Source organism: Paenibacillus sp. T2-29 (assembly GCF_052921365.1).
In genome coordinates, this window is sequence record NZ_JBREVE010000001.1 from 948,937 (window position 1) to 974,522 (window position 25,586).

A 25,586-nucleotide genomic window follows, 5' to 3' on the forward strand; every position below is an offset into this window, starting at 1 on the left:
GTAAGAATCCCACCGCAAAAGCGAACGCTGCCGCTTCTACAGATTCAAATGGCCCGCTTCGCTTCACTGTCCGCCTTAAAGTCCCACAATTATCTAACGTGTGTGGAGTGGTAGGGTTAAAAACATTACTCACCCGCCTCACGCGGTGAGTAAACAAAACAGGCCCTTGAATCACCTACACGGGTGGTTCAAGGGCCTGTTTGCTTTCACTACTCCCTCACCGTCGGCGTGGGATTCAGGGGTACGTTGCTTTAAGCACGGCGCAGCGAAGGGGGCGGAATGGTGCTGGACAAGCGAAGCGGTCGCCTTTAAATTCCGATTTTCACCTTTATACGTAACATAAAAATCGGAATTTAACAGCGATGGTAAGCACCATCCGCCTCCGCAGCGGCCTTTAAAGCACCACCCCGTATCCACACGCCACTCTCCTACTTTAAATGCATTTTGAATTGCAGGAACAATTCGTTATAATGAGCGAGCATTCGCTTGCCTAGGTTATCGTATACTTCAAGCTTATCTGTAATTTCAGATGGAGGATAGAACCGCTCATCGCCAGAAATATCTTCAGGCAGCAATTTCTTTGCATCCTTGTTTGGTGTGGAATAACCCACAAATTCAGCATTTTGAGCGGCTACATCGGGCTGCATCATAAAATTGATAAATTTATGAGCCGCATCCACATGGGTAGCCGTTTTTGGAATAACTATATTATCAAACCACAGGTTGGACCCTTCATCTGGCACGACGTAATCCAGCTTATCGTTCTGATCCATGATTTCGGACGCATCACCGGACCATACAACTCCAGCAGCAGCTTCCTCGTTAGCTAGCAGCATTTTAATCTCGTCGCCAACCACAGCCTTGACATTAGGCGCTAGCTTTTCCAGCTTCGTCAAAGCTTGCTGCAAATGCGCCTTGTTTGTATCATTCAAGGAATAGTGGAGACTGTTCAGCGACATGCCCATAATCTCCCTAGCTCCATCAACCAGCAACAGGTTATTACGCAGCTTCGGATCCCATAGGCCATCCCAGCTATGAAAATCAATGCCTTTGGTCAGCTCCGGGTTAAACACAATCCCAACTGTACCCCAAAAATACGGAACCGAATATTGATTATTTGGATCAAACGAAAGGTTTAGATAATGAGAATCTACATGCTTCAAATTCGGCAGCTTGCTATGGTCCAACGGGAGCAGTAGATGTTCTTGCTTCATTTTAGCCAAAGCGTATTCCGAGGGAACCGCTACATCAAACGAAGTTCCTCCCTGCTCGATTTTCGTCAGCATCGCCTCATTGGAATCAAATGTCTGATAAATGACGGTAATCCCCGTCTCCTTCTGAAACCGTTCCAGCAGCTCAGGATCAATGTAGTCTCCCCAGTTGTACACCGTCAGTGTGTTACCACCGGAGTAGCCTTGACTGGAGTTCAACCAGGCTGCCACGCCCATCAGACCAAACGAGATGATGAAAATGGACAGAAACACGCGTACAAGCGACTTCATCTAGGCACCCCCATTTCCGCCGCAGGCTCTTTTTTACCATTACGATTCGCCTTGCGCATAATAAAGTAATAGCCCACCACCAGCAGCACAGTAAACAGGAATATGAGCGTGGACAGCGCATTGATGGACAAGGAAACCCCTTGACGGGCCCGTGAGTATATTTCCACCGATAAGGTCGAATAGCCACTGCCTGTCACAAAAAAGGTCACCGCAAAATCATCCAGCGAGTACGTTAACGCCATAAAAAAGCCTGCATAAATCCCTGGCTTGATAAAGGGCAAAATCACCTTGGTTAGCACATCCAGCCGGCTGGCACCCAAATCACGCGCAGCGTCCACCAGGGATGGGCTCATTTCCTGAAGGCGCGGCAAAATCATAATGACCGCAATCGGCACACTAAACGCAATATGGGATAATAAAACAGAGTAAAAACCCAGCTTAATGCCAACCATCGTGAACAAAATGAGGAAGGAAGCGCCAATAATGACGTCCGGGTTCACGATCAGTACATTGTTGAGCGACAACAACGTATTTTTGACTCGACGGTTCTGCATCTGATGAATAGCCAGCGCACCCATGATACCAATAATCGTAGCCAACGCAGACGACAGCAAAGCGATTACTAAGGTGTTAATAACAATAATGATCAAGCGGGTGTCTGCAAACACCTCTTTGTAATATTGAAGTGTAAAGCCTTCAAACTCGTGCATGGTCCCGCCGCTGTTGAAGGAATAGTACATCAAATACAAGATAGGCGCATACAACACGAGAAAAACAATCACCAAATATATATTCCCGAATCGGTTTTTATTTACCATGCCGCACCCTCCGTTTCGTTCGCGAGGTGAGCAGCATAATGATCGCCATCGCCAAAATCAGGAACACAGCCACTGTTGAGCCCATACCCCAGTCCTGAGTAACTAGAAAATGCTGCTCTATCGCCGTCCCCAGCGTAATCACACGGTTACCTGCAATCAGACGGGTAATCATAAACAGCGACAACGCTGGAATAAACACAGCCATACAACCAGACCGCACACCCGAAAGTGTTAACGGAAAAATAACCCTGCGAAATGCGGTCCATTTGGAGGCCCCCAAATCACGGGCTGCGTCCAGCAGTGAAGGATTCAAACCTTCCAACGCGTTATAGATGGGCAAAATCATAAAAGGCACAAAAATATAAACAGATACAAACACAAAGCTGGAGCTGGTAAACAATATTTGCTGACCGCCCAACCCAACCATGCCTAATACCGCATTTACCGGACCATAAGTCCCGAAAATCCCGATAAAAGCATACGTTTTGAGCAACAGGTTAATCCAGGTCGGCAAAATAATGAGCAACAGCCACAGCTGCTTATGCTTGGTGCGAGTAAGCAAATATGCCGCCGGATACGCCACGAGCAGTGAAAATACAGTGATGAGAAATGCATACCAAAACGAGCTAAGCGTCATGCTTAAATAAACAGGTGTCAGAAACTGAGCATAGTTGCTGAATGTGAGATGACCATCCACATCAAACAGTGAATAGTAAAATACAAGTACAACTGGAGCTGCCACGAACAGCACAATCCATAAATAGTAAGGCAGCAGATACGCTGCTCTTGTATTACCGGACATGCTGATCCACCTCTTCATAGGCTTCCAGGCGCCGATCGAATTCTTCCTCTGTTTCCCCGAACCGCATGACATGAATGGCTTCCGGGTCAAATCGCAGACCGATTTCACTTCCCAGCTCCGCCTTTTTGGTAGAATGCACCAGCCATTCCTGTCCTGAATCATCATAGCAGCTTATTTCATAGTGAACTCCACGGAACAATTGGGTATCCACCTGAACACGCAGCTTGCCTTCAGCAACACTGGTAATCTCCAAGTCCTCTGGCCGAATTACAATTTCAATAGGTTCGTTCGGACGCAATCCTCCGTCGACACATTCAAACTGTCGACCGTTGAATTCCACTTGGTAATCCGCGATCATACGTCCAGGAACAATATTCGATTCGCCGATAAAATCAGCAACAAACCGATTAATCGGCTCATCATAGATATCATTTGGCGTCCCACTCTGCTCGATCTTGCCCTTGTTCATGACAAAAATTTCGTCTGACATGGCCAGTGCTTCCTCCTGATCATGCGTAACGAATATAAAAGTAATTCCAAGTCGCTGCTGCATTTCACGCAAAATATACTGCATTTCTGTCCGCAGCTTTAAATCCAGTGCCGACAATGGTTCATCCAGCAAGAGAACATCAGGCTCATTGACGATAGCCCGTGCAATAGCTACACGCTGCCGCTGTCCCCCGGACATTTCAGAAATTTCCCGTTCGCCGTAGCCTTCCAGATTGACAAAGGACAACGCCTGTGTCACCTTCTCTTGAATTTCCTTTTTGTTCATCTTTTTGATCCGCAGACCAAAAGCGACATTTTCGAACACATTCAGATGTGGAAATAGCGCATAATCCTGAAAAACCGTATTGACCTGCCGTTCATTGGCTGGAACACGATTAATGAGTTTTCCATTCAAATAAATAGAGCCCTCTGTCGGCTCTGCAAAACCTGCAATCATACGCAGAATCGTCGTTTTACCACAGCCGGAAGGACCCAGCAGTGTATAAAATTTGCCACGCTCAATCTCAAAGCTGACATCCGCCAGCACTGGGGGATCGTTGTCATATTGTTTGGTCACCCGTTCGAATCGGATGATGGTTTGCTCTCCCATAACACCCTCCTTCAAAAAATTCGACTTCATTCCACCACATTCTCTTCATTAAACATAATTATTCAGACCGTATCATTCACCCTTGTGACTTCCATGTAAAATAGTCTGTCAACACACGGATAGCTACCTCGATGGCTTCCTCTGCAGGCTCCAGCTTGGCATGGTGCAAGCCATAAGGCGTATCCACGCCAAGCCAGAACATCAGGCCAGGAATTCGTTCCAGAAAATACCCGAAGTCCTCTCCGGTCATCGCTTCTCCGCATTCAACAAGCTGCACATCCTGCCGATTACTAACCCATTTCATGAATTCCTCAGTCACCTTGGCTTCATTGTATACTTGCAAATAATTGGAGCCATAATGAATCTTCGCTTGGCATTCAAATCCAGCTTCCACACCGCGCACCAGCGCCTCAATCCGCGATTTAACCAGCGTCATCGTATCGGCAGACAACGTTCGGATCGTACCTTCCAAACGAGCGGTTTCCGCGATAATATTCTGCTTCGTGCCTCCGCTAACCTTACCAACAGTAATGACCGCTGCATCCAGTGGATTCACATTACGGGCTACCACCGTTTGTAATTGTCCCACCAGCTGACAAGCAGCCACTACCATATCATTCGCCTTGTGTGGATACGCCGCATGCCCCCCCGTACCCTTGAGGTCGATGAAAAGCTCCGATGTATTGGCAAATAGGATGCCCGGGCGAGTGGCTATGGTGCCTACAGGATATTCTGGTGCAACATGCAATGCGACAATTTCATCCGGCATCCAGTCGGCCAGCTCCGTGCTGTCCCGCATAGGCAAGGCTCCACCAGGTCCTTCCTCAGCTGGTTGAAACAACACGACCAGATCATCCTTAATCGGATGACTCGCAAAGTGTGTTACAATTCCCAATCCAATCGTCATATGTAAGTCGTGACCACAAGCATGCATGTAGCCGGGATGAGTCGAACGGAAATCGTAACCCGTCTCTTCCTCAATCGGTAAACCATCCATATCACAACGATATCCATAGCGGCGCTCAGGAGCCGTTCCATGAATAAGTACTAACACGCCCGTACGCCATGTACGAATGTCCAGCCGCTCCTGAGGGAGCGTTTCCAAGTAGTTCAGCAAGTATCGTTGTGTTTTATATTCCTCAAACCCTGGTTCGGGAATTTGATGCAGATCCCTTCGTATTTGAACAAAAGAACGATCATCGGCTGTGCTCATTATGCTGCTACGCCTCCTCTTTATAGCTCATCAGCTCTTATCGGGCAAAAGAATAAAAGGACAAAAGCCCGGCGCAGCCGCCGAGCCTTGTCCGTTGTGCTTCGTCCCTAAGTTATGCTGTCAGTGCATCATGCTCCTGACAAGGAATCGTTCACCTTTGGTACCTAAAAAACGTTGCCTTCTTACAGAACGCGCAGTTCTTTCAAAATCTCAGTTTTGGATTTGGTCTTGTCATCGACCTGTTTGATTACACGTGCAGGTGTACCAGCTACTACGGAGTATGGAGGCACATCTTCAGTTACAACCGCTCCGGCTGCAACAACTGCACCTTTACCAATGCGTACGCCTTCCAGTACAACCGAGTTCGCACCGATCAATACCTCGTCTTCTACGATAACAGGCTGTGCGGATGGTGGCTCAATGACACCTGCAAGGACAACGCCTGCACCGATGTGGCACATGTTGCCGACTTTAACACGACCGCCCAGTACAGCATTCATATCAATCATTGTGCCTTCACCAATCGTAACGCCAATGTTAATCACTGCGCCCATCATAATGACGGCGTTGTTACCAATGCCCACCATATCGCGGATATAGGCGCCTGGCTCAATGCGTGCATTAATGCCTTTCAGATCCAACATTGGAACAGCAGAGTTACGGCGGTCATTTTCCACCACATAATCTTCTTCTTTCGCGTTTGCGCTATCCAGTATAGGCTTGATATCGGCCCAATCACCAAATACCACACCGCTGTCTCCAGAAATAAAAGCTTGAACATTCTCGCCAAAAGATGCGGAAGCCAAAGCCCCTTTTACATATACTTTAACAGGCGTCTTTTTCTTGCTGTTTTTAATCACGTTGATGACTTCTTGTGTATTCATTTCGATGGACATATTAAATCTAACAACTCCTTCATCGCTTCATACGACTTCGCAAGCCGGAATGATCTTATTCTCTCATCCTTTATAGCACAAAAGTGCAGGTCTCGCAATTACAGATTAGACCTTCGAATCGCTAATCCAGTACGTAAAACAACAATTTTCAGCAGTTTGACTGCCTTAAATTCATGATTATAAGCCAGCGACCACCTTAATTTTAAACAGGATTATTTATTAGCTTGCAGGCTCTCCAGCGATGTATAAATGAAGGATTCGAATCCTTCAGCAGGTTCACCATGTGGAATGTTCACTTTCACGCTGAAAGCGCCCGTAGTATTTTCCACAACAATATATTGTTGGGTGATCTTCGAACCGTTCGTTTGCAAGAACAGACGGCTGCTGGTCAGCGCTTGAGGCACGGCTGCTTTGTCCAGCTTTTGTACCTTGCCTATGGAAGCCAGGTCCTTCTCGCCATCTTTTTGAAGCTCATCTAAATTAAAGTTGGAGGGCAGCTTCGTAATTTCGGCGTAGTAGTTATCATCTACCGCTAAAGCGACACGGTTTTGATCGGGAAACAGGGACATCGGATCAAACACATACAACGAATAGCCCTCTCCCTTTGCCAAAGTTGCTGTCTGCTTTTCCTTTTTCCCTTCAAGGGTAAGCTCAAAAGTTTGAGTTTTCGTGCGTTCCCCGCCTACTTGTTGACCAGAGCTTCCGTTTTGATTGCTATCTGTTGCAGCCTCTGTCTTTTGTATTTTCGTTAAAGTCAGTTGCTTCGCTGTCGCGTCGCCCTCTACTGCTTTTTCGGTATATTCAAACGCTACTGGATCACCTTCCTTAAGTCCAGCAATTACTGTGTCCAGTCCTTCCCCCAGTTGGAAGGATTGGGCTTCGCCATTGGTTTCAATCTCTACCGTATGCGGGTCAGCAGCTCCGTTGTATACACCTGTGCCTTTTTTAACCTGCGACTCGGCGACCGGCTCTGGTGCGACTTGCGGCTGTTGCGTTTGCGGTTTGTCTGCCCCTTGAGGTGCATTGTTATTGGTTTGCGGTTTCGTACCACAGGCTGATAGAGCCAGCGCTGCAACGACAGTCAGTAGTATGATTGAAAATGTGTTGTGTTTTTTCATAAAATCCACCTCCACGATGATAGACGAGCTTGTGCAGCAAAAGTTCTATACAGCATATCACTTAAAATCCTTTCCTCTCGCTCCCGTTTATTATATTCTCAGGATTTTGCAAAATCCTAATACCATGGGGATGCCAGGTACGGTATAATGGGCTATATTAAACCTCATTTTCGAGATACCGTTAGAAGGAATATTAACGTATTTATTTTCTTCCATACGGATGGAGCTGCCACATGAATCAAGCACACAAACCGTCGTTTTCCTTTGAATTATTATACATCATAGGTATTATCGCTATTTCGTTCTCCTCGATCTTCGTCAGATGGTCTGAAGCCGAGGTGTCCGTCATCGCTATGTACCGTTTGTACCTGACCAATCTTCTGATGCTGCCATTGGTCTGGAAATACCGCACCGAGCTATTCAGCCTCACTCGCAAGCAGTGGATGATGATCCTCTGGTCCGGTATCGCCCTAGGGCTGCATTTCTTGCTGTGGATGGGCTCGCTGCGACTGACCACCGTTGCAAGCTCTACTGTTATTATGACATTGGAACCGATCCTTGTCATGCTCGGTTCTTTTTTGTTTTTCCGGACAGGCACGAATCGCGCTATGCTCTTCGGAATGGGCATGGCCTTTGTCGGCTCACTGGCTATCGGTGCAGGAGATTTTCATGTCTCAGGACAAGCCCTGCTCGGCGATGCACTGTCCTTTTTGGGTATGGTCGCCGTGTCCATCCATATGCTGATGGGCAAGCATCTGCGCGAGCATTTGAGCGCTTTTGTCTATAATTTTTGGGTTTTTATCATCGCAGCCACATCGCTAGCGCTGTATAATGTGGTCAATACTATACCTTTTACTGGATATGCACCACGGGAATGGGGGCTGTTCCTGCTGCTTGCCATTGTACCTACGCTGTTCGGACATTACCTGTTTAACTGGCTGCTCAAATACATTAACGCCACTGCGGTGTCGATGGCGGTACTCGGTGAGCCCGTTATTTCTTCCCTGCTGGCTTGGGTGCTGCTCGGGGAGAGGTTGTCTATTTTGCAATTTGGTGCAGGCTTTTTTATCCTGTTCGGGGTATGGGTTTTTATCCGATACGGAGCGGATTTTAAAAAGCAAGTTGTCCACCAAAGTGAGTTGCCCGGCACTGAGCACCCCCTGAAGGCTAACTCTTAGCTTATTACCCCATTTTCATAAACCATACTCAATGGATTAAATTTACTATTAAAAAAAGGAAGGCGGAATCCTCTATGAAATCCATCGTATCCAAACGCTGGTTGCTGGCCCGATTGTACGAACCTGATATAATCATTGCCGACTGCCGTTCCCTGCTTGGACAAGCCGGAGCTGGACGAAACGAATTTAATGAAGACCATATCCCAGGGGCGGTTCACTTCGATTTGGAAGAAGACCTTACCGCTCCTCTAGGCAAGCATGGTGGCCGCCATCCGCTACCTGATGTGGATACACTTGCCGCACGTTTGAGTCGTGCTGGGATCAACTCCGCTTCACGCATCGTTGCTTATGATGACCAAGGGGGCATGATGGCCTCCCGCTTCTGGTGGCTTCTACGCTACCTCGGGCATGAACAGGTATACGTACTGGAAGAAGGCTACAGTGCCTGGAAGGAAGCGAAGTTCCCCGTTACGGCAGACCAGCCGATTCGCATTCCCTCAACCTTTGTGGCAAATGTTCAGCCACAAATGCTCACAAGTATGAAAGAAGTACAACGTATATCCGAAACTTCTGTTCCTGTTGGCTCCTATATCGGTTTTTCACCTATATTGATCGACTCCAGAGAGCGTCCGCGCTACCTGGGGCTGGAAGAGCCCATAGATCAAGCAGCGGGGCATATTCCCGGTGCAGTGAATTTCTTCTGGAAAGAGGTCTTAGATGAAAAGGGGTCATTTAAAAACGCAGAGCAGTTAAAACAGCTTTTCTCAGACCTTGATCAGAACGCTGAGATCATCGTATATTGCGGATCAGGCGTATCCGCCTGTCCGAATGTCCTGGCCTTGAATGAGGCAGGATTTAGTAATGTAAGACTCTATCCGGGGAGCTGGAGCGATTGGATCAGCTATGAGGAAAATCCGGTGGCGACTGGACAGGAATAATCCATTTTTAACAGATATACAGGTTCTAAAGACAAACACACTGCCTTAAGCGATTGAGCTCATGGCAGTGTGTTTGCTTAATTTTGCAAAGGGCTCTGGGTTGATTTCCGAATATGGTCACCATTAACTTATCGTACTAATTAAAATATAGGGTTTAATTCCAACCACTTTTGAAGCAGTTTAATATCTTCATCGACATTTTTGATGACAGCAGAGTCTCCCCAAGTATTTGGAAGATAAGAAATGTATAGAGTACCAATATTAAAAATTCTTCTGAAGGGAATAAAGAGGGCAATAGAATCTACTTCACTTTGACTCATTGCTCTAACCTTGTTATATCCATTTAAGAATTGATATTTTCGTTCCGCTCTCTTTTGTAGTTTTGTTTCGTCACATCCCATGCCAAATGGGAAAGCATACATAGATATGTCATATGCTCTCCATCCATTTCCACAGAAATCAAAATCAAAAAGGATAGGATTACTGTTAGCGTCAACTCGGATATTCCCACTATATATGTCGCCGTGACATATACCATATTGCGGTCTTTCAACAGTCAAACACTCTAGTTTATCGCTCACATTCTTTGCTACTTCCTCTAAAAAATGCAGGTCAAAATCATGAATGGTTGAGAACTGTCTTATAGCATCCATAGAATTATCTATAAATGAGTCAGCATCTAGATTCCATCGTTTTTTTCCAAGCTCACATTTGTCCCAAGCATTATGAATTGTAGCAATATAACTACCTAGTCTCTCGTTTAATTCAGCAGTTTCCTCAATTTGATTAAACTCATGTTTTCCAACAGACGTATATAGTACTCCATACCTTATCCCATTTGCAGTGTTAAACTGTGAAATAAATTTTCCATCATGTCTTGTAACTGGTGTAGTAATTTCAATGTCTGATAATTTTAGGTGATTGAGCAAATCTACCTCTGTTTGTATTTCTTCCATGCTTCTTATTCCTTTACGGTAAACCTTAAAGAAATACTCTTTTTCGTCTGCATTAACTCTATATATGTCATGTATGCCTCTATAAAATAACCGGCATTTAAGTAAGGCATAAGAAAAATATTCTCTTGAAATGTACTCACGGAGTGCATCTGCAGATAGTACAGATATCTCCAACGGAAAAATTTCCAAATGAATATCTCCCTTCAACATTATTCATTCGATGTACCCAGCTGCATATGATCCGGTATCAACTGACTCTATCGATCGTTTAATCCCTTTCCATTGAGAATGTCCTGCATACATTTTTCAATCCTTGATTCACGAGTTTTAGATTGCTTGGGCGCAGAAAAATGCATAACGTATGCTCTTTGTCGTCCCGGCGTCAATGCAGCAAAAGCAGTTTTCAAGGCAGGATCTTCATCTAATTTAGCCTGAAATTCCTCAGGAAATATGAGTTCTGTATTCTTTTTGAAATCCACTTTCAAACCGGCTTTTTCCACTTCAATGGCTTCATTAATATAGTCCTTTAAGATGGCTTCCATCTCAACAATTCCTTCAACATTAGTGAACCGTATCTGGCGCCCCGCCTGCGTATCCTCCCCAGGTTTGATTAGAATACCATTGGGGTCTTTTAACAAAGCACCTTTGAAAAACATAAGCGCACAGTGTTCTTTAAATCCTTGTATTATAGCTATGTTACTATTCTGAAACATGTAACATGGTTTACCCCACTTCAATTCTTCAGTGAGCTGGCAGTCAAGCATGATCGCTCTCAACTTCTCCATTTCTGCCTTCCATTTTTTCACTTTATCTAAATATGCATCAACTTTAGGATTTATTTCCTCTCTATTTGTCATGTTTGCTCCCCCCTTATTAATTTACTCATAATGTTTATGTATATATATTTACAGAAAATCTATAGAATAGCCATCACATTGCTATATTTATTATACGTTCACCTCATCCCATCTATAAATTACATAACCCAATTGACATATAACTAGCAATAAATAAACTACGTTTATGCATAGATATATTTTAGTTTTTTTCTTATATTTATCTAAATCTACTTCTTCGTTCACTTCTCTTTCTTTTATTTTCTCACTCCAACTCATTATTCTTGAGAATTCTACCGCACCCAATACTCCCCATAGCAATGGAAAGACTAGAAATATGGCATTTACTAGAGACAATAATATACCCATCCCTACATCATCCATTGTTCTTATTGATTTAAAACAAATGTGCACCACTAGTGACAGACTAAATAATCCCAAGCCTATAACACTTACTATCGGTTTGTCTTGCATTCTCATTTTTTTATTCCCTTCGCTTCCAATTACATATAACGATCTGTATTCACGATGTCCCAGCGCTTTAGGACTAATAGTCCGTCTGTTACTTGCGGCAGTTAAGCGGTTGATGTATCTGTTGAATTGCTTCCCCGAAATAGCTATCCAATATTTTGAACAACTACATATCTTAATTCATATTCTTGTTGTTTTTCTGCATGTGTCAGACATTCTCTTATGGAACCCATTTCTAATATATTCAAATCATTAAAATGTTCTATTAAATTTTCTTCAGTAAAGAAGTGAGCATATTTCCCTTTCTTGTATTCATATGTTCCTTCCTCAACGTTCCTACCCACACCATTATTAAAATCGCGATCAGAAAAACACGTAAAATACATCACTCCCTGTTCCTTCAAATGCATCACACAATTCTGTATCAGTTTTTTTCGGTCTTCTAACAAAAATAAATGTAATAAATCATAACAATATATGCCGTCATACCTTTTGCTTGTACGAAACTCTAACACCGATTCTTGAATAAAATTCGTTTTTAAATCCCATTCTTTTGCTAGATTTATAGCTGAACTAGATATCTCAATTCCATCAACCTCAAAATAAGAAGAGAACATCTTGGTATTTCTCCCATACCCAGCCCCAGGAACCAAAATATTATGTGCATTATTCTTTTTGAACAAATCTATAGCTTGGGTTACAGTGTGACTTGGTTCACAACCCCAAATCATTCCTTCTTCAGCAAACCTTTTGTTCCAATAATCTCTCATATTATTCACCTGCCTATATACTCACATAGCTCTTCTTTTAAGCTCATCAATCTGTCTTATATGATGTTGATCATGCCAGATAAAATCTCTTAAATATGATAGTATAGTAAACTTCCCGTCAGCATATTCTTTAGTAAACTTGTCGTCTTCAAAGGTATATTATTTAATATCGGATTTATGGCTGCTTCAAAAAAATATTTATCCCACAGCAGTATATGACTTACGATATCGTGAACTGACCATTTATCTTCGGCAATCTTTATTTGCCAATCCATTTCACGAATCTCAGAAACAAAACGTATCCATTCCTTGAACTCCTCTAGTAACTGCGACTTCTCATTCATGGTTTCAGACCCCTCTTTTCAGATTTGAGTTAGTTAGATAATGTATTTGTATTCATGAACCCCAAAAGTGGGGTTTGCTAAAAATTTTTTCTGAATTCTATTTTTTATGAATTCTATAATGATTATATCTTTCAGCATCTATTTCTATCTCTCCTACAAACTTAAAATTACTTTTTTGAATAACTTTATTGGATGCTGCATTCTCAAGTGATGCAATTGCATTCCGTTTATATATAAAGCTATCCTCCAATTAATAACATGGACCATTCGCCCAGAATGTCTTGTTATATTTTTGTATTCTTTTCTTATGTCAATTTCCATATCTACTGACAGCACATCAAGTCTATTTTCATCTACTTTATTTAAGGATATTTTCATGGTTTCTCCCTGAACTTGTTGTATGACCACCATATTTCACCTAACATTTCTGTATTCATGTCCCCCTCAGGGGTCGCTGTCTGCTCTGGCTTCTTTAAAATCTCTCTGGCAAACCAAGAGCTCTGCATGACCCGAAGCATGAATATTATGTTATATGATTGTTACCATCTTCATGAAATACCTACAGTCCTTAATTCAGCTTCCATTATTGCAAAGTATACATCCATGACAATTTAAATAGATATCATGTTTTTCGCATTTAGGATACCCTCTTGGAATTGTAGGGTTATCATCCCCCTCTTCAATCTCTGACCATTCTGTATAATTATTTATGTCAACATCTTCTTTATTGAATGCATTAATCATTAAGCCAAATTGATTCAAACAATTAACAACCCAATCTTGCCGTGGTTTATAGCTTAATTTCTCCCACCCTAAGCCATCTGCTGCGTTTGAAATAGTATCTAGTATAAAATCTTTCTCACTTTCAAAAGAGTCTATAGTCCAAGGCATTTCATCAATATCAAAACCAACTGTTCCTATTCCAACTACAGACTGGTCCCTTTGTGCTAGCCAAATAATTAATTCTTTTTCTCGATTCGTTTTAGCTAGTAGTGATCCACTAATAGCTAGAACTTCAATAAAGACTGATGTTAATCCATTTGACATACCTATGGGCTCAACTACATCATTTAATTGTTTTGGTAATGAAATGGTGTTCGCCATACTATCCTCCAACACTTTTCAACTTACAAAATCAGCCCTTTATGATCCTCGCCTTAGAGCTGTTTAAAATTCTCAATCAACTATTTATAAGCAATTCTCTTAATCGTAGACAAAATTGCTTCGCATGAAAATGCCAACATTTATTTGTAATCATAATCCCTTAATGATAGTTCTTGAACAATTTTTCTACTGTCCTTTATTCTTAGAATTTGCTTCGGTTTATCATATATCCAACCAAGCTTTATACAATATTCAATTAATATGGATTTTATTAAAGGTCTATATAAGTTAGTGTAATAACATTCTTTCCAGTCGAACAAAATTTCAATAAAAGAAGTTTTATACTTCCTTGAATAAGCTCTAAACAATACCTCATAAGGTTTCTCGTCAACAATGCAAATGAATTGATAATGTCTAACAATGATTGGGATTGCTTTTTTTCGAAATGCTTTCATCATTCACCTCAACATTACTTTATCGGCAATTATGTCTAATAGGGTTCTTGTGTTCCTGAACTCGAGAAGCTTAAAGAAGCGTAGCGACTGGCTAGCTTCGGTTCTTAGCCTCGCAGGATTGTCCATCTGACTTTCACTTTCAGAAAAACGATGTTATGTGATACCTATAGTTCTTATTTAATATATTCTTCAATCCTTGTTTAATATTATTTGGTCTCGTCTATTCTGGATTACTCTATTAAAAAAAATCTCTGTAGTCTAAAGTCAATTCCTTTTTTAGTTCTATATTGGAAGAAATACACCACATATTAGCACTCTCTTCTTAAAATGCTTTTTACATTGATTTCCTCAACGTCAATTCTTGTTCAACTCCTTTGTCAATATTATTTCCAGAGGTTCGTTCTCAAGCATTAAGCATCCAGCATCTTTATACCCAAGCTTCCTATAAAAATGTTGAGCTCCTTCATTCGACTGTGTTGAGGTCATAACCATTTCAAATCCTTTTTGTTTCATTAATTCTTCCCAATACTGGACAACTTTTTTACCAATACCTGTTCCTCTGTACTCCTCATCTATCCATATCATATTCATAAATGGTGTGTTGTCCCAAAAAAAACCGTATCTCATCCAACCTATTTCTTGATTGGATTCTCTGATTATTAGGATTTCATTTTCTTTTATTTTTGGTCTTATCAGTGTTTTATGTATGTGCTTGTCTCTTAACGAGATATACTCGCAATCTGATTCAATTGCAAAATCAATCTTCATTGTAAATCCTCCCTTTCACGCTTTTCATTAAATATCTTCTTGGTAACACTTAGCATTGATGTCTCATAACGTTGTACAGTACATAAGTTTATAAAGTCTTTTTAAAAATGTATAAGTCACCTTCTTCTCCAACCTTAGTAAACCCACACTTTGAATAAAAGTGATGATTCTTCACACTCCAGCTAGGAGTATCCAGCCACCATTCAGTGCTATCTGGAAATTCACTTTCAATTTTCTCCATCACCTTCGTTCCGATTCCTTGATTTTTAAAATTTGGATCAATAAAGATTCTTCCTAAATTATGCACTTGATTACACTCTACAAATATTATAGCTCCCCCGATTATTTCTCCATTAAAGAGTATCTTGAAATATTCGCAATTTTGCATCATCTCTTCTTGCCAACTTATGGAGTCATATCCTATTGGCCCAACGGTTTCATTATTATTAAAATGCTTTGACTCATCCTCAAAACTGGCCTTTTGTATTTCAGCAAGTTTTTGTGCATCATTTTTTCTAGCTTTTTCTAATGTCAGCACCCAACATACCTCCATTGTCTTTTTATTTTTTCCAGGGTTGTCTGTTGAAACGCCTCCTCGAACTCCATCCCAGCAGGTCAAGGCTTCGTGAGGATTCTTATGCTTGAATATTATGTTATCAGAAGTTACCGAACTTCTTCACTATGCATTCAAAATCAATCTGCAATTTTTTTATTAGCGAAATTTCTTATATGGTCTTTTTTCATTTTGTAGTTTGATTATTAGTTCATATGCATCTCTTCGAATTATATTAATCCCATAATTGGCAAAGAGTATATTCATAAAATGACCTCAGATCTTTCACGTTCTTTATACTATAGTTTTTAGTACTTTTGAGATCTAATTATTATGTTTTTAGTAATTCAAGAATTTCTGATAGCGTTTCTGTATTCATGAACCCAAAGGGTCTGTCTGCTGAAATCCCTCTTCGAAACCCAACTCGCAGACCTAGGCTCCATTAGAGATGCAACTTGAATTCTCTTCATTATGGGTGCCAGCCTCAAAAAAGCCTCAAATTTAGAGACTCAAATGGACGATGTTGGTTCGTTTCCCTCGACACCACAATTCAGCAATTTCCAAAATTGTTCAACCATGACCGATGCTGGATACGGCATCGAACGGGTAATCCACCATTCCAATACCCCCACTGCCGCTGAAATTAAAAATTGCACCATAATGTCCCTGTTCATTTCCTGATCGAGGTTGATCGAATCCAGATGCTCGCTCAGACTTTGCCGAAACATTGTCTCTATTTGGTTTCGAAAAACCGTACTTCCCTTGTTCGTCAGCATTATAGAGTAGAATGAAGCATGCTGCTCCAAATATTCAAACGTACGCAGTAGTGCGGTTTTGGAAGGGAGATGAAAGAAGTTATCTTCAGACATACAATTGCGTAGTAACTCTTTAATTTGAGCTTCCATGCATTGATCGCGCAGATCGTACTTATCAGCGAAATGCAAATAAACCGTTCCGCGATTGACATTCGCTTCCTCCGCAATTTGATTGATCGTAATTCTCTCGAATTCCTTTTCTGACATCAGTCTCATAAAAGCATCAATAATGGCTTGCCTCGATTTTTGAATACGCCTGTCCATATCCTTCTCCCCTTTGTACCATCCGAAAAAATGAACATTTCGAAGTCCTCTGTTGAAAAATCAACAACCACGCTTGTTTTAACCATTGAACCCCACATACCGCTCTGATACATTCACTTTATAAAATTTATGTTGATGATTCAACATATGTTCAATTCTAGAGGAGCTGTAATCATGAAATCTATTGTTTTACAATTTTTTGAATTATTTAAATCATATTGAATTAGGAGGTTTAAAAATTGAAACTTACAAGAAACACGATTTTTATTACAGGCGGCGGTTCGGGAATTGGACGTGCGTTAGCAGAAGCTCTCCACAATCTTGGAAATAAAGTTATTATCTCCGGTCGACGTAAAGAGCGTCTGGAGGAGACGATTAAAGCGAATCCCGGCATGTCCGCAGTGGAATTGAATGTACAAGATCCTGCCAGCATAAAGGCGACCGCCAAGCAGTTAATCGAAGAATACCCGGATGTTAATGTCTTGATTAACAACGCCGGCATCATACAGTCCGATGACGCGGCGGGCATGATCGATGAGGATGTTTTGATTTCGACTGTCACTACAAACTTGCTAGGTCCCATTCGGTTGACTTCTGCATTCATCGAGCATTTGAAGGCCAAAGAAGAAGCGGTTGTCATCAACACGACTTCAATACTTGGATTTGTACCGTTAGCGACAACTGCTGTATACTCCGCGACGAAGGCAGCACTTCACACCTATACGCTGTCCCAAAGGTACATGCTTAAAGACACATCGGTAAAAGTAATAGAAATTGTGCCCCCATGGGTTCAAAGCAACAACGATGAACCGCGTGCGATGCCACTTGATTCATTCATTGATGCAACAATAAAGATACTTGGCACGGATACAGACGAAGTTCTGGTGGAAGAAGCGAAAATGTTTCGAAATAACCCTGGTCCGAAAGAAGGTGTTTTTGTGACCCAGCTTAACGATACGATGAATTCTGAACCTCCAAAGATCCATTGATCCATCTGTAATTCAATTTGCAAAAATTTAGGCGAACATGAAGTAAACACTCATCTCCGTCTACTTCATGTTCATTTTACTGCAACTTGCATGTGGAATAAGAGAAAACGCCAAGCAGTCACACCCATGTTTACCTCTTAAATAATTTTGTTGATTTCACATAACGTTGGGTATTCCCGAAGTTCAAGCAGCCCTTTGTTAGGTGATGTCGGGGACATCCTCGATTTACTAAAAAAATATTTTCATGATCTTACTTCATTTAAAAATCTTGTTATTATCGGTAGGTCAGGAGGACTTATTTGATTGGGTATCTTGTTTAAATCAAAAAATTGTACATCTTGTACTTCATTTCCATCGCCTCTAATTATTCCACTGTATTCTTTACATATATAAGCTGCAACTACGTTATATACTTCATCTCCATGAGGATATCGATAGTAGAGTTCCGGGCCTGAAAATATATCAAGTAATTCTAACTCTTCAGCTTCTAAGCCTACCTCTTCAAAAAGTTCCCGGCTTGCAACCTCCTTCATACTCTCGCCAGGCTCCATTGAACCTCCTGGTAATCCCCATAGACCATTATCAGTTCTTTGTTGCAATAGTAATCGTCCCTCATCATCTATGAGTATCACACATGCTCCTGCCATAATTATAGGTCGGGTACCTACTAACTCTCTTAATTCTTTTATGTAATTCAATATCTTCACGCCCCTTTGAGATCCTCCAACAGACCAAGGCTCCGTTAGGAGCCACTGCTTGAATTTAACGTTATATGATAATTGTGAATCTCTGATTAAGTCACAAAAATAAGTTTATAGAGTCTTTTTAAAAATATATAAGTCACCTTCTTCTCTAACCTTAGTAAACCCACACTTTGAATAGAAGTGATGATTCTTCATACTCCAGCTAGGAGTATCCAGCCACCATTCAGTGCTGCCTGGAAATTTACTTTCAATTTTCTCCATCACCTTTGTTCCGATTCCTTGATTTTTAAAGTTGGGATCAATAAAGATCCTTTCTAGATTATGCACTTGATTACATTCTACAAATATCATAGCCCCCCTATTATTTCTCCATTAAAGAGTACCTTGAAATATTCGCAATTTTGCATCATGTCTTCTTGCCAACTTAAGTCATATTCTATTGGCCCAACGGTTTCATTATTATTAAAATGCTTTGATTCATCCTCAAAACTGACCTTTTGTATTTCAGCAAGTTTTTGTGCATCATTTTTTCTAGCTTTTTCTAATGTCAGCACCAAACATACCTCCATTATTTTTTTCTTGCACGGGTTTCGTCTAACGATCTTGTATTCACGAATCCTCACCACCTTAAAGGAGAAGAGCGACTGGCTGCGATGCAGCTAAGTGGTGCAGGAGTTGTCAGCCTGATACGATTTCTTCGAAATGCCTCCAGCAGACCAAGGGGCATAAGCCTCGAAGCGTGAACATATTGTTATCAGATAATGATTGCCTTCTTCGAGTTACTCTACAACGCACTTCATTAATTACTTTATTTACTTGGTTCTTGACATTTCTTATTGTATTGAATTAAAATAATATCCCTCTTTCTTAGTTAGAAAGTGCTTAGAAAAAGGGAATGTATTTGCGTAAAAAAGCTTATTATATACGGTGATAATTCGAACTATATTATCGCTTATATTCAGGCTCTTCCAAAGTAATAGGATTCGGATTGCTGAGTACCCAATGCACTGCCAGTTCACACAGTCTCGCAGGTTCATCACTACCAATTCCGTTATGAAGTTCTTTAACTAATGTTACTGCTTCCTTAAGTGAAGCGGGATTTAATGGTGTACCCAAGCTAAAGTAATGTATCAAACTATTGAGCATTTTACGATATTGGTTATCCCAGTTAATACCACCATTATCTAAAATTTCGTATGACACTTTACCAGTAATACGGATAACCTCACCTTGTACGGTTTTCGCATGTCCCTTTGAAGGAATTAGTAAACTCCAGAGTTCATTATGTTGCGCCTGCCATCCTTTTGTTGATACTATTATTGAAGAGACGCCGTCGTGCGTCTTTCGCTTCTCTACTGGGGGAACATCAAATAGCTCATATAGACGTAAAAGTGCCTCATCGGTTTGATTCAAATATTCTTTATTAAAGCCTTCTCTGTGAAATTCAAAGTTATTTCCGATTCGCTTAATAGAATCTTTCATTTCCGGCGTTACAGTTGTTCCAGCGTTAAGCAAAATATCGGCAACTTCCGCCGTATTGACAATATCCGCGTTTTTGCACAATGCCAAAGCTTTCTCTAATGGAGTCTGTCCCATCTTATTTTTTGCGCTGATATTTGCGCCTTTAGTAACCAACGTGTAAACCACCTTTGGTTTAAATGAACCTGTAGCGGCAAATAAAGGAGTCTCGTTTTGATAATCAACGGCTTCTACATCTGCACCCAAATCAAGCAGCAACTCAGTATTACCACACCAACTCATTGCATGTTTGTGCAAAGGCGTTTTTCCGTAATTGTCTCTAGCATTTATATCAGCACCCTGTTCCACGAGCCAGCGAACCAATTCATTCGGTACTTGGTAAAAGCACAAGGCTGTTGATTTACTAGAACCGCCACGGGCATCCAATTCGCATCGGGTAAATACCTCTTTTAGTGCTGATATGTCACCTACATTAATTAGTTCATCAAAATTTTTCGGTAGGTTTTTTTTCTTCTTACCCATATGTATTTTCTCTCCTTATGTCAGAGTTTATAAATTTTCTTCATCACCATATAAACTCCACATTTTACCATCTTTTTTTAATTTCTGTAGTATTAATAAAAATTGCGCTCTGAAATCCATCTCGCAGACCAAGGCTCCGAAGGAGTCGTGCTTGAATATTATGTTATACGACGGAATTACTTAAGACTTCAATAAAACTAATTGCTGCATCTATATAGTCATCTGATGAGAAAACATCTTCATCTAGAAATCCACTTAAGAGTGCTGCATCTCCTTTATATTTCAAACAAAGATAGCCATACCCAGGGTCAATTATGTCATCTTCTTCTTGTTCTTTGGAGCTATCGAAAAATCTAACTATTATGTCCTTATCTTTGTAATAAATCTCAGTGTCACAGGAGAAATTCTTATAGCTAAACTTCATTGTACTATCCCCCCTCTTTTGGATTTTTTTAGCTGTTTTAAAAACTGATTTTTGCTTCCCTTTCACATAACGTTCTTGTATCTACGAATCCGAGAGGCTTAAGGCGCAAAGTGCCGGTTCCAACGGACTTAGCTTCGCAGGGTTGTGAGTTGATCCCGGCTTCTCTGCTTTCCACTTCTAGTGAATCAAGGGCAACGCCCGCAGCGTAGATGCGATGTTATATGAGGTCAGTTCTTCTTCGAGCCAACTAATAATTATGCTTCCTTGCTAGTTCCCACTTCATGAATAAATTTATATCACTTATAGCATCTAATATTATTCCTTTATGTTCTATATTATTTTTTAATTCTTTCAAAATGATTGGTTTTACTAGTCTTTTATCTAACTGTTTTTTAGTTCTTGCTATATGTGCTAATCCCAATACAGAATTCGCTCTTACATTTGGATTAGCATGTTGTGCTGATTTAAGACATATATCTTGAGCAAACTTCCAATTGTGATGATACATTCCAACTGAAAGTGGTAAATATAGAAGTTCTTCTACTTCTTGACGAGTTAAAATATCTTTTATTTCCTGATCTGTGTATTCCTTGATATGCTTGTAAATTCGCTCCATAGTACTTGCTCCTAAATATAATCTTTTATACCTAGCTGATTTCACGTAACGTTTCTGAATTCAAGACGTCCGGCGTATGCCGGATATGTTCGGCTGATTCTACTTCATGGCTTCTCAACTTCTGCCGGGCCGAGGGCGTATGCGACGATGCTTGGATGTGATGTTATACAAAGGTACCATGAATTCATTGAATCTACTTAGAAATCCTGTTTAATTCACCATCACCATTCTCTCCATTCTTCTGTAATATCCTGATCTTCCTCAATTTCTAATCCAGCTAGTCTTGCTACCTTGTCTATAAATTCAGCCAATTCTTCACGTTCCATCGTTTCAATAAAATAATCGTTCGATTCATTCAATTCATTAAAAGAAATTACAATTTCTTCTACAGCCTTCATAATACTTTCAGGATGTTTAGTTTCTTGTAATAATATTAATTGGTTTAGATAGTTATTCAGGACTTTATCAGACATTAATAATCTCTCTTCCGTAAAAAGGTCATCTCCGTATTCAACCATTCTTTTGTTCCACAATTGAGTTGGTTTTTCATTAAATAGGTCCTGTAATGTCATTGGGCATATCCCTCATTTTCTTTTCTTTGTTTTAATAGATTTTTAAAATTGTTGCATAGTATTTCGCATATGAGTTTGCTTACTAACTGGCTTTTCACTTCACTTATCTAATTTTTTCTTTAATTCATCTTTTTTCATCTGTTAGCACACTTAAAGAAAGACCAATTACGGTCAACATCTGGTCATTACAATTGGCTTGGAGGGTTTATTCCCTTCTAAGTCTCAGGTAATAAAAACCCACCTTCGGCTCTTAACCTTTAGGTGGTTTTTTACTTTCTCTTGTTGTTATTGATGCATGTTAAAAGTGCAAGAATAGATGTTCAAAATAGTACATTAGAGTCACCGCATCTTTTACATCCATGGTCTCACTTTTCGAAGGAAAACCATACCCACCCAAGAGTCAATTGTATCCATATTTTACCTGTGTTTACTTCTGAGAACCGAGTGTTCCCATCTATTTTCTTACATTTTTCTTTTATTCTATTTGTTGTCCATCATTTCTAGCATATAACGTTTCTGTGTTCACGATGTTCCTCTGACTTATGCGAACGAAATGAGCGGCCGTCGTGCGTATGTGTCCGCCTGCCCCCGCTCCCTGGCAATCCTCTTTGCCGGACCGAGGAACCGCCAGGCTCCGATGCGTGGATATGATGTTATCTGATGGATTGGCAAAAAAACAGTTCAACTTTCCCTCTATGACATAAGGCAAAGATGAACTGTCTTTAGTTCCTGTTAAAATCTCTATGCGCACAAGTAGCAACTTCTTCCCCCATCAAGCCAACAAAGCCTGAGCGATCTGATCCACAATGCCATTGATGCCAGTGGGTCCATAACAGCCGATCCATGTCGCGGCATCGACCGCGTGTATGTGCTGGCGCTCAACGGTATCAAGCATTCCCCAGACACGTTGCTCTGTCGCCGATATTTCCTCCTGCATGAGTTCATGGCTAAGCAAGAAGTAATGGCTGGCATGTACAGCCGGTAGTCTGTCAACTGAGATGTGATAGGCCGTGTCGGAGGTATCTGCCACAAATAACGGAACAGGCAGACCTAGATCACGGTACAGTACAGCCCCTGTACGATGAGAGGCAGAATGCACGCGAACCAGAGAATCCAGCGGACGGATCAGTGCCACGCTCTTGCCTGCCAGTACGGGAGCAAGTTCTTCGGACAGCAATGTGGTTCGTCGGTGATAATCCGCTATAATACGCTTTGCCTCTTCTCGTTTGTCTGTCAGTTCACCGAACAGCTTCAGAATGGTCTGCCAGTTTTCATTGCGCTTAAACATGAGAACTGGAGCGATCCGGCTTAACTGTTCATAGTGCTGATCATGCACCTCGGTGCAAATAATCAGATCTGGAGACAGTCGTTCCAATGCAAGCAGGTCGGGATACTCATATGTTCCGAGTAATTCGGTATTCTGAAGTCCTGCCCTGATCATTTGAGGGAAATGTAACACTGCACTTCCTAGTCCTACACTACCTGCTGGAGAGAGCCCCAGCGCAAGCAAATGATCGGCATATTGCACATCGAGTACAGCGATACGCTTCGGAGATCCGATAACATAGTATTCCCCTCGCATATGGCATATCACCGAGCCTTGAGCCGACTCATATGAAGAAGCTGTGTGGTTCCGCTGCAAGGAATGGGCATAGTCTATATCTGTTTTCGAAGCGGCATCAAGCCTATAACGCAGCGGAGGGACGCCATAATATTTCTTAAACGCCCTACTGAAATAATACATGTCGCGATAGCCCATTCTGTCAGCAATTTCACCGATGGGAGCATCCGTATGACGCAGCATCCGCGATGCACTCTCCATGCGCAACTGAATGACATACTCAATCAGTCCGAGCTGCTTCTCTTGTTTGAATCGTCGCTGCAGCTGTCTTAAGCTGCATCCAGCAAGGGCTGCCAGCTCTTTAAGCTTCAGATTCTGGCGATAATGCGACGCTATATATGAAGCGACAACATCCACCATGTCAGACGCTTCTCCTCCATGACCACGTTCGTAATCCATGATCAGTTCGTAGATCATACCCTGAAGCAACGCATTGGCATGAAAACGTTCCATCCCTTCGCCACGACGCCATTTGGCAACGATTTTCTCTGCATTCTCAATCCATTCTGCTTGGGTTACCGAATTTTGCACAAATGAAGTGCGCAACGGGTGTTTGCGATATGAGGGCAAAACAAGAGAGGCTCCCTCCATGGAAGAAGCCTTGTACATGATCACGATATAATAAATGTCGTCTGATCTAGCCGTCAGCGTTAAGGATGTCCCCTTAACAACATGACCAACAAAAGAAGCTCCAATGTGGCAAACCTCACCATTCATTGCAAGCTCCCCTTCCCCTCCGTATGCCAGCAACAACACATTAGAAGTTAATTCCGTTTCGCGAAGAACACTGCCTGTCTGCAAAGTACCGCTATACTCGTCAAGCATCTTGATCGTTGTATCACTCCATAGACTTGTCTGTTCTTGTAGCGGCATTTCTCTCATCTCCTGACAATAGCATCCTTTGCTAGAGTGACTCGCATGACTGGGCTTAACCAATTAACTACAACCAGGCCTGTTAGCAAAAGTAAAATTGTTGCTGTTGTCATTTTAATTGAGATTTATTCTCATTGTCAATTTTCGGACATTTTCTGCAATATTCCCCTGACATCTGGTAATAAAAACAACAGGTGGTACGCTTGCTTTTCACGGCTGGAATGCTGTCCTTATTTTTTGTGAACCGAGTGAACGGATTTCTTTTTACACCGAACAAATGCCCGGGCGCTCCTTGCGTCAGATATGAAAAATCTGCCTGGATGTGCTGACTTTCTTGCTCAGCATTGTCTACTTCAGGAGTATATAATGGGACAATGCGTATCATGATATTCTCCCAAAGGATACTCATCGAAAGAGGAGCAATCGCAGCAAGCGTCTTTAACAGCGGTGCAAGGTGTAACGCAAACATCTCCTTTACCACCTTTTCCCGCCATACTTCCCTGTCTCCCGTTAGTGCTTCTGCCCGAAGCCCGTTTATAGCCAGAAAAGGAAAACGCGTCTCCCCCTCATTAGCTGTGAGCGTCGGATGATAGAGAAAGCTGTTGTCTAGCCGAAAAGAAACATACTGATGATGAACGCTCATCGCGGTCAGTAACGGAGCAATCCACAGGTAGCCGATTCGCTTAGCTAACATCGAAGCGGCTACCCTCATGTCAGGCGCACCAATATACTCTTGAAGCCAGCTTAAATACTCTCGGCATGCAGCTTCTTCATGTAGTTGACTCAAAGCAATAATACGGACATTATCTTCAGACGGCTCACCAAGCCGAATCGAGTGTTCATCCGCCGTTTGCTGCCATAAGTCAGTCGATAGATAATGGTCCAT

The 25,586-nt window shown here is 41.6% G+C and carries 26 protein-coding genes and 1 pseudogene; 3 read left to right on the top strand and 24 right to left on the bottom strand.

The genetic code is table 11. The features are described from left to right. Positions 1-428: 428 nt before the first annotated feature. The 7 genes from ACU1JV_RS04630 to ACU1JV_RS04660 form a co-directional block, all read right to left on the bottom strand. Positions 429-1,502 (bottom strand): ABC transporter substrate-binding protein, encoded by a 1,074-nt coding sequence (locus tag ACU1JV_RS04630; protein ID WP_013372268.1) that lies wholly within the window; start codon positions 1,500-1,502, stop codon positions 429-431. Then, positions 1,499-2,320 carry an ABC transporter permease gene (locus ACU1JV_RS04635; protein ID WP_013372269.1) on the bottom strand — a complete coding sequence of 274 codons (822 nt, stop codon included), beginning with the start codon at positions 2,318-2,320 and terminating at the stop codon, positions 1,499-1,501. The genes ACU1JV_RS04630 and ACU1JV_RS04635 overlap by 4 nt, the downstream gene beginning before the upstream one ends. Further along, positions 2,310-3,122 carry an ABC transporter permease gene (locus ACU1JV_RS04640; protein ID WP_013372270.1) on the bottom strand — a complete coding sequence of 271 codons (813 nt, stop codon included), beginning with the start codon at positions 3,120-3,122 and terminating at the stop codon, positions 2,310-2,312. The genes ACU1JV_RS04635 and ACU1JV_RS04640 overlap by 11 nt, the downstream gene beginning before the upstream one ends. Then, positions 3,112-4,221, bottom strand: a complete 1,110-nt coding sequence (locus ACU1JV_RS04645; protein ID WP_058829950.1) for an ABC transporter ATP-binding protein — start codon at positions 4,219-4,221, stop codon at positions 3,112-3,114. The genes ACU1JV_RS04640 and ACU1JV_RS04645 overlap by 11 nt, the downstream gene beginning before the upstream one ends. Positions 4,222-4,297: 76 nt before the next feature. After that, positions 4,298-5,434, bottom strand: coding sequence for an N-acetyldiaminopimelate deacetylase (locus ACU1JV_RS04650; RefSeq protein WP_090738682.1), 1,137 nt, complete (start codon positions 5,432-5,434; stop codon positions 4,298-4,300). 182 nt (positions 5,435-5,616) lie between these two features. Beyond that, a complete protein-coding gene (gene dapD, locus ACU1JV_RS04655) occupies positions 5,617-6,330 on the bottom strand; it encodes a 2,3,4,5-tetrahydropyridine-2,6-dicarboxylate N-acetyltransferase (protein WP_129549677.1) in 714 nt (237 codons plus the stop codon). A 212-nt stretch (positions 6,331-6,542) separates the two neighbouring features. Beyond that, on the bottom strand, positions 6,543-7,448 hold the full coding sequence (locus ACU1JV_RS04660; RefSeq protein WP_413986731.1) for a hypothetical protein: 906 nt from the start codon (positions 7,446-7,448) through the stop codon (positions 6,543-6,545). A 233-nt stretch (positions 7,449-7,681) separates the two neighbouring features. Between ACU1JV_RS04660 and ACU1JV_RS04665 the strand changes: the two genes are divergently transcribed. Beyond that, on the top strand, positions 7,682-8,626 hold the full coding sequence (locus tag ACU1JV_RS04665; protein ID WP_413986732.1) for a DMT family transporter: 945 nt from the start codon (positions 7,682-7,684) through the stop codon (positions 8,624-8,626). A gap of 74 nt (positions 8,627-8,700) precedes the next feature. After that, complete coding sequence (locus tag ACU1JV_RS04670) at positions 8,701-9,564, top strand: sulfurtransferase (RefSeq protein ID WP_413986733.1); 864 nt, start codon at positions 8,701-8,703, stop codon at positions 9,562-9,564. A 140-nt stretch (positions 9,565-9,704) separates the two neighbouring features. Here the strand turns inward: ACU1JV_RS04670 and ACU1JV_RS04675 are convergent, their stop codons facing one another. The 9 genes from ACU1JV_RS04675 to ACU1JV_RS04715 form a co-directional block, all read right to left on the bottom strand. Further along, a complete protein-coding gene (locus ACU1JV_RS04675; RefSeq protein WP_413986734.1) occupies positions 9,705-10,709 on the bottom strand; it encodes a phosphotransferase enzyme family protein in 1,005 nt (334 codons plus the stop codon). Between the two features lie 68 nt (positions 10,710-10,777). Continuing rightward, entirely contained in the window at positions 10,778-11,377 is a 600-nt protein-coding gene (locus ACU1JV_RS04680) for a YdeI/OmpD-associated family protein (protein ID WP_413986735.1), read from the bottom strand. A 90-nt stretch (positions 11,378-11,467) separates the two neighbouring features. Then, entirely contained in the window at positions 11,468-11,836 is a 369-nt protein-coding gene (locus ACU1JV_RS04685; protein WP_413986736.1) for a hypothetical protein, read from the bottom strand. Positions 11,837-11,973: 137 nt separating this feature from the next. Next, complete coding sequence (locus ACU1JV_RS04690; protein ID WP_058829958.1) at positions 11,974-12,597, bottom strand: class I SAM-dependent methyltransferase; 624 nt, start codon at positions 12,595-12,597, stop codon at positions 11,974-11,976. 89 nt (positions 12,598-12,686) lie between these two features. Continuing rightward, positions 12,687-12,941, bottom strand: coding sequence for a hypothetical protein (locus ACU1JV_RS04695; RefSeq protein WP_240664064.1), 255 nt, complete (start codon positions 12,939-12,941; stop codon positions 12,687-12,689). A gap of 573 nt (positions 12,942-13,514) precedes the next feature. Then, entirely contained in the window at positions 13,515-14,045 is a 531-nt protein-coding gene (locus ACU1JV_RS04700; protein ID WP_058829959.1) for a hypothetical protein, read from the bottom strand. 809 nt (positions 14,046-14,854) lie between these two features. Continuing rightward, positions 14,855-15,268, bottom strand: coding sequence for a GNAT family N-acetyltransferase (locus ACU1JV_RS04705; RefSeq protein WP_058829961.1), 414 nt, complete (start codon positions 15,266-15,268; stop codon positions 14,855-14,857). A gap of 88 nt (positions 15,269-15,356) precedes the next feature. Next, positions 15,357-15,806 (bottom strand): GNAT family N-acetyltransferase, encoded by a 450-nt coding sequence (locus ACU1JV_RS04710; RefSeq protein WP_413986737.1) that lies wholly within the window; start codon positions 15,804-15,806, stop codon positions 15,357-15,359. Between the two features lie 524 nt (positions 15,807-16,330). Next, on the bottom strand, positions 16,331-16,900 hold the full coding sequence (locus ACU1JV_RS04715) for a TetR/AcrR family transcriptional regulator (RefSeq protein ID WP_058829963.1): 570 nt from the start codon (positions 16,898-16,900) through the stop codon (positions 16,331-16,333). Between the two features lie 239 nt (positions 16,901-17,139). Between ACU1JV_RS04715 and ACU1JV_RS04720 the strand changes: the two genes are divergently transcribed. Next, positions 17,140-17,889, top strand: a complete 750-nt coding sequence (locus ACU1JV_RS04720) for an SDR family oxidoreductase (RefSeq protein ID WP_413986738.1) — start codon at positions 17,140-17,142, stop codon at positions 17,887-17,889. A 242-nt stretch (positions 17,890-18,131) separates the two neighbouring features. On the opposite strand, the gene ACU1JV_RS04725 is transcribed toward ACU1JV_RS04720, so the two are convergent. From ACU1JV_RS04725 to ACU1JV_RS04760, 8 genes and pseudogenes are all read right to left on the bottom strand, one after another. After that, complete coding sequence (locus tag ACU1JV_RS04725) at positions 18,132-18,587, bottom strand: NUDIX hydrolase (protein WP_058830142.1); 456 nt, start codon at positions 18,585-18,587, stop codon at positions 18,132-18,134. A 114-nt stretch (positions 18,588-18,701) separates the two neighbouring features. Then, positions 18,702-19,147 (bottom strand): annotated as a pseudogene (locus ACU1JV_RS04730) (GNAT family N-acetyltransferase). A gap of 391 nt (positions 19,148-19,538) precedes the next feature. Beyond that, a complete protein-coding gene (locus tag ACU1JV_RS04735; protein WP_165081977.1) occupies positions 19,539-20,594 on the bottom strand; it encodes an ankyrin repeat domain-containing protein in 1,056 nt (351 codons plus the stop codon). 163 nt (positions 20,595-20,757) lie between these two features. Beyond that, positions 20,758-21,018 carry a hypothetical protein gene (locus tag ACU1JV_RS04740; protein ID WP_064962032.1) on the bottom strand — a complete coding sequence of 87 codons (261 nt, stop codon included), beginning with the start codon at positions 21,016-21,018 and terminating at the stop codon, positions 20,758-20,760. A gap of 247 nt (positions 21,019-21,265) precedes the next feature. Further along, positions 21,266-21,634 carry a hypothetical protein gene (locus tag ACU1JV_RS04745; RefSeq protein WP_165081975.1) on the bottom strand — a complete coding sequence of 123 codons (369 nt, stop codon included), beginning with the start codon at positions 21,632-21,634 and terminating at the stop codon, positions 21,266-21,268. 221 nt (positions 21,635-21,855) lie between these two features. Further along, the gene (locus ACU1JV_RS04750; protein ID WP_165081973.1) at positions 21,856-22,206 is read right to left on the bottom strand and encodes a hypothetical protein; all 351 of its coding nucleotides are present in this window, start codon (positions 22,204-22,206) and stop codon (positions 21,856-21,858) included. Between the two features lie 772 nt (positions 22,207-22,978). After that, positions 22,979-24,700: a helix-turn-helix domain-containing protein gene (locus ACU1JV_RS04755; protein WP_165081971.1), complete on the bottom strand. Its 1,722-nt coding sequence runs from the start codon at positions 24,698-24,700 to the stop codon at positions 22,979-22,981. Positions 24,701-24,809: 109 nt separating this feature from the next. After that, positions 24,810-25,586: a (2Fe-2S)-binding protein gene (locus ACU1JV_RS04760; protein ID WP_058829969.1), complete on the bottom strand. Its 777-nt coding sequence runs from the start codon at positions 25,584-25,586 to the stop codon at positions 24,810-24,812.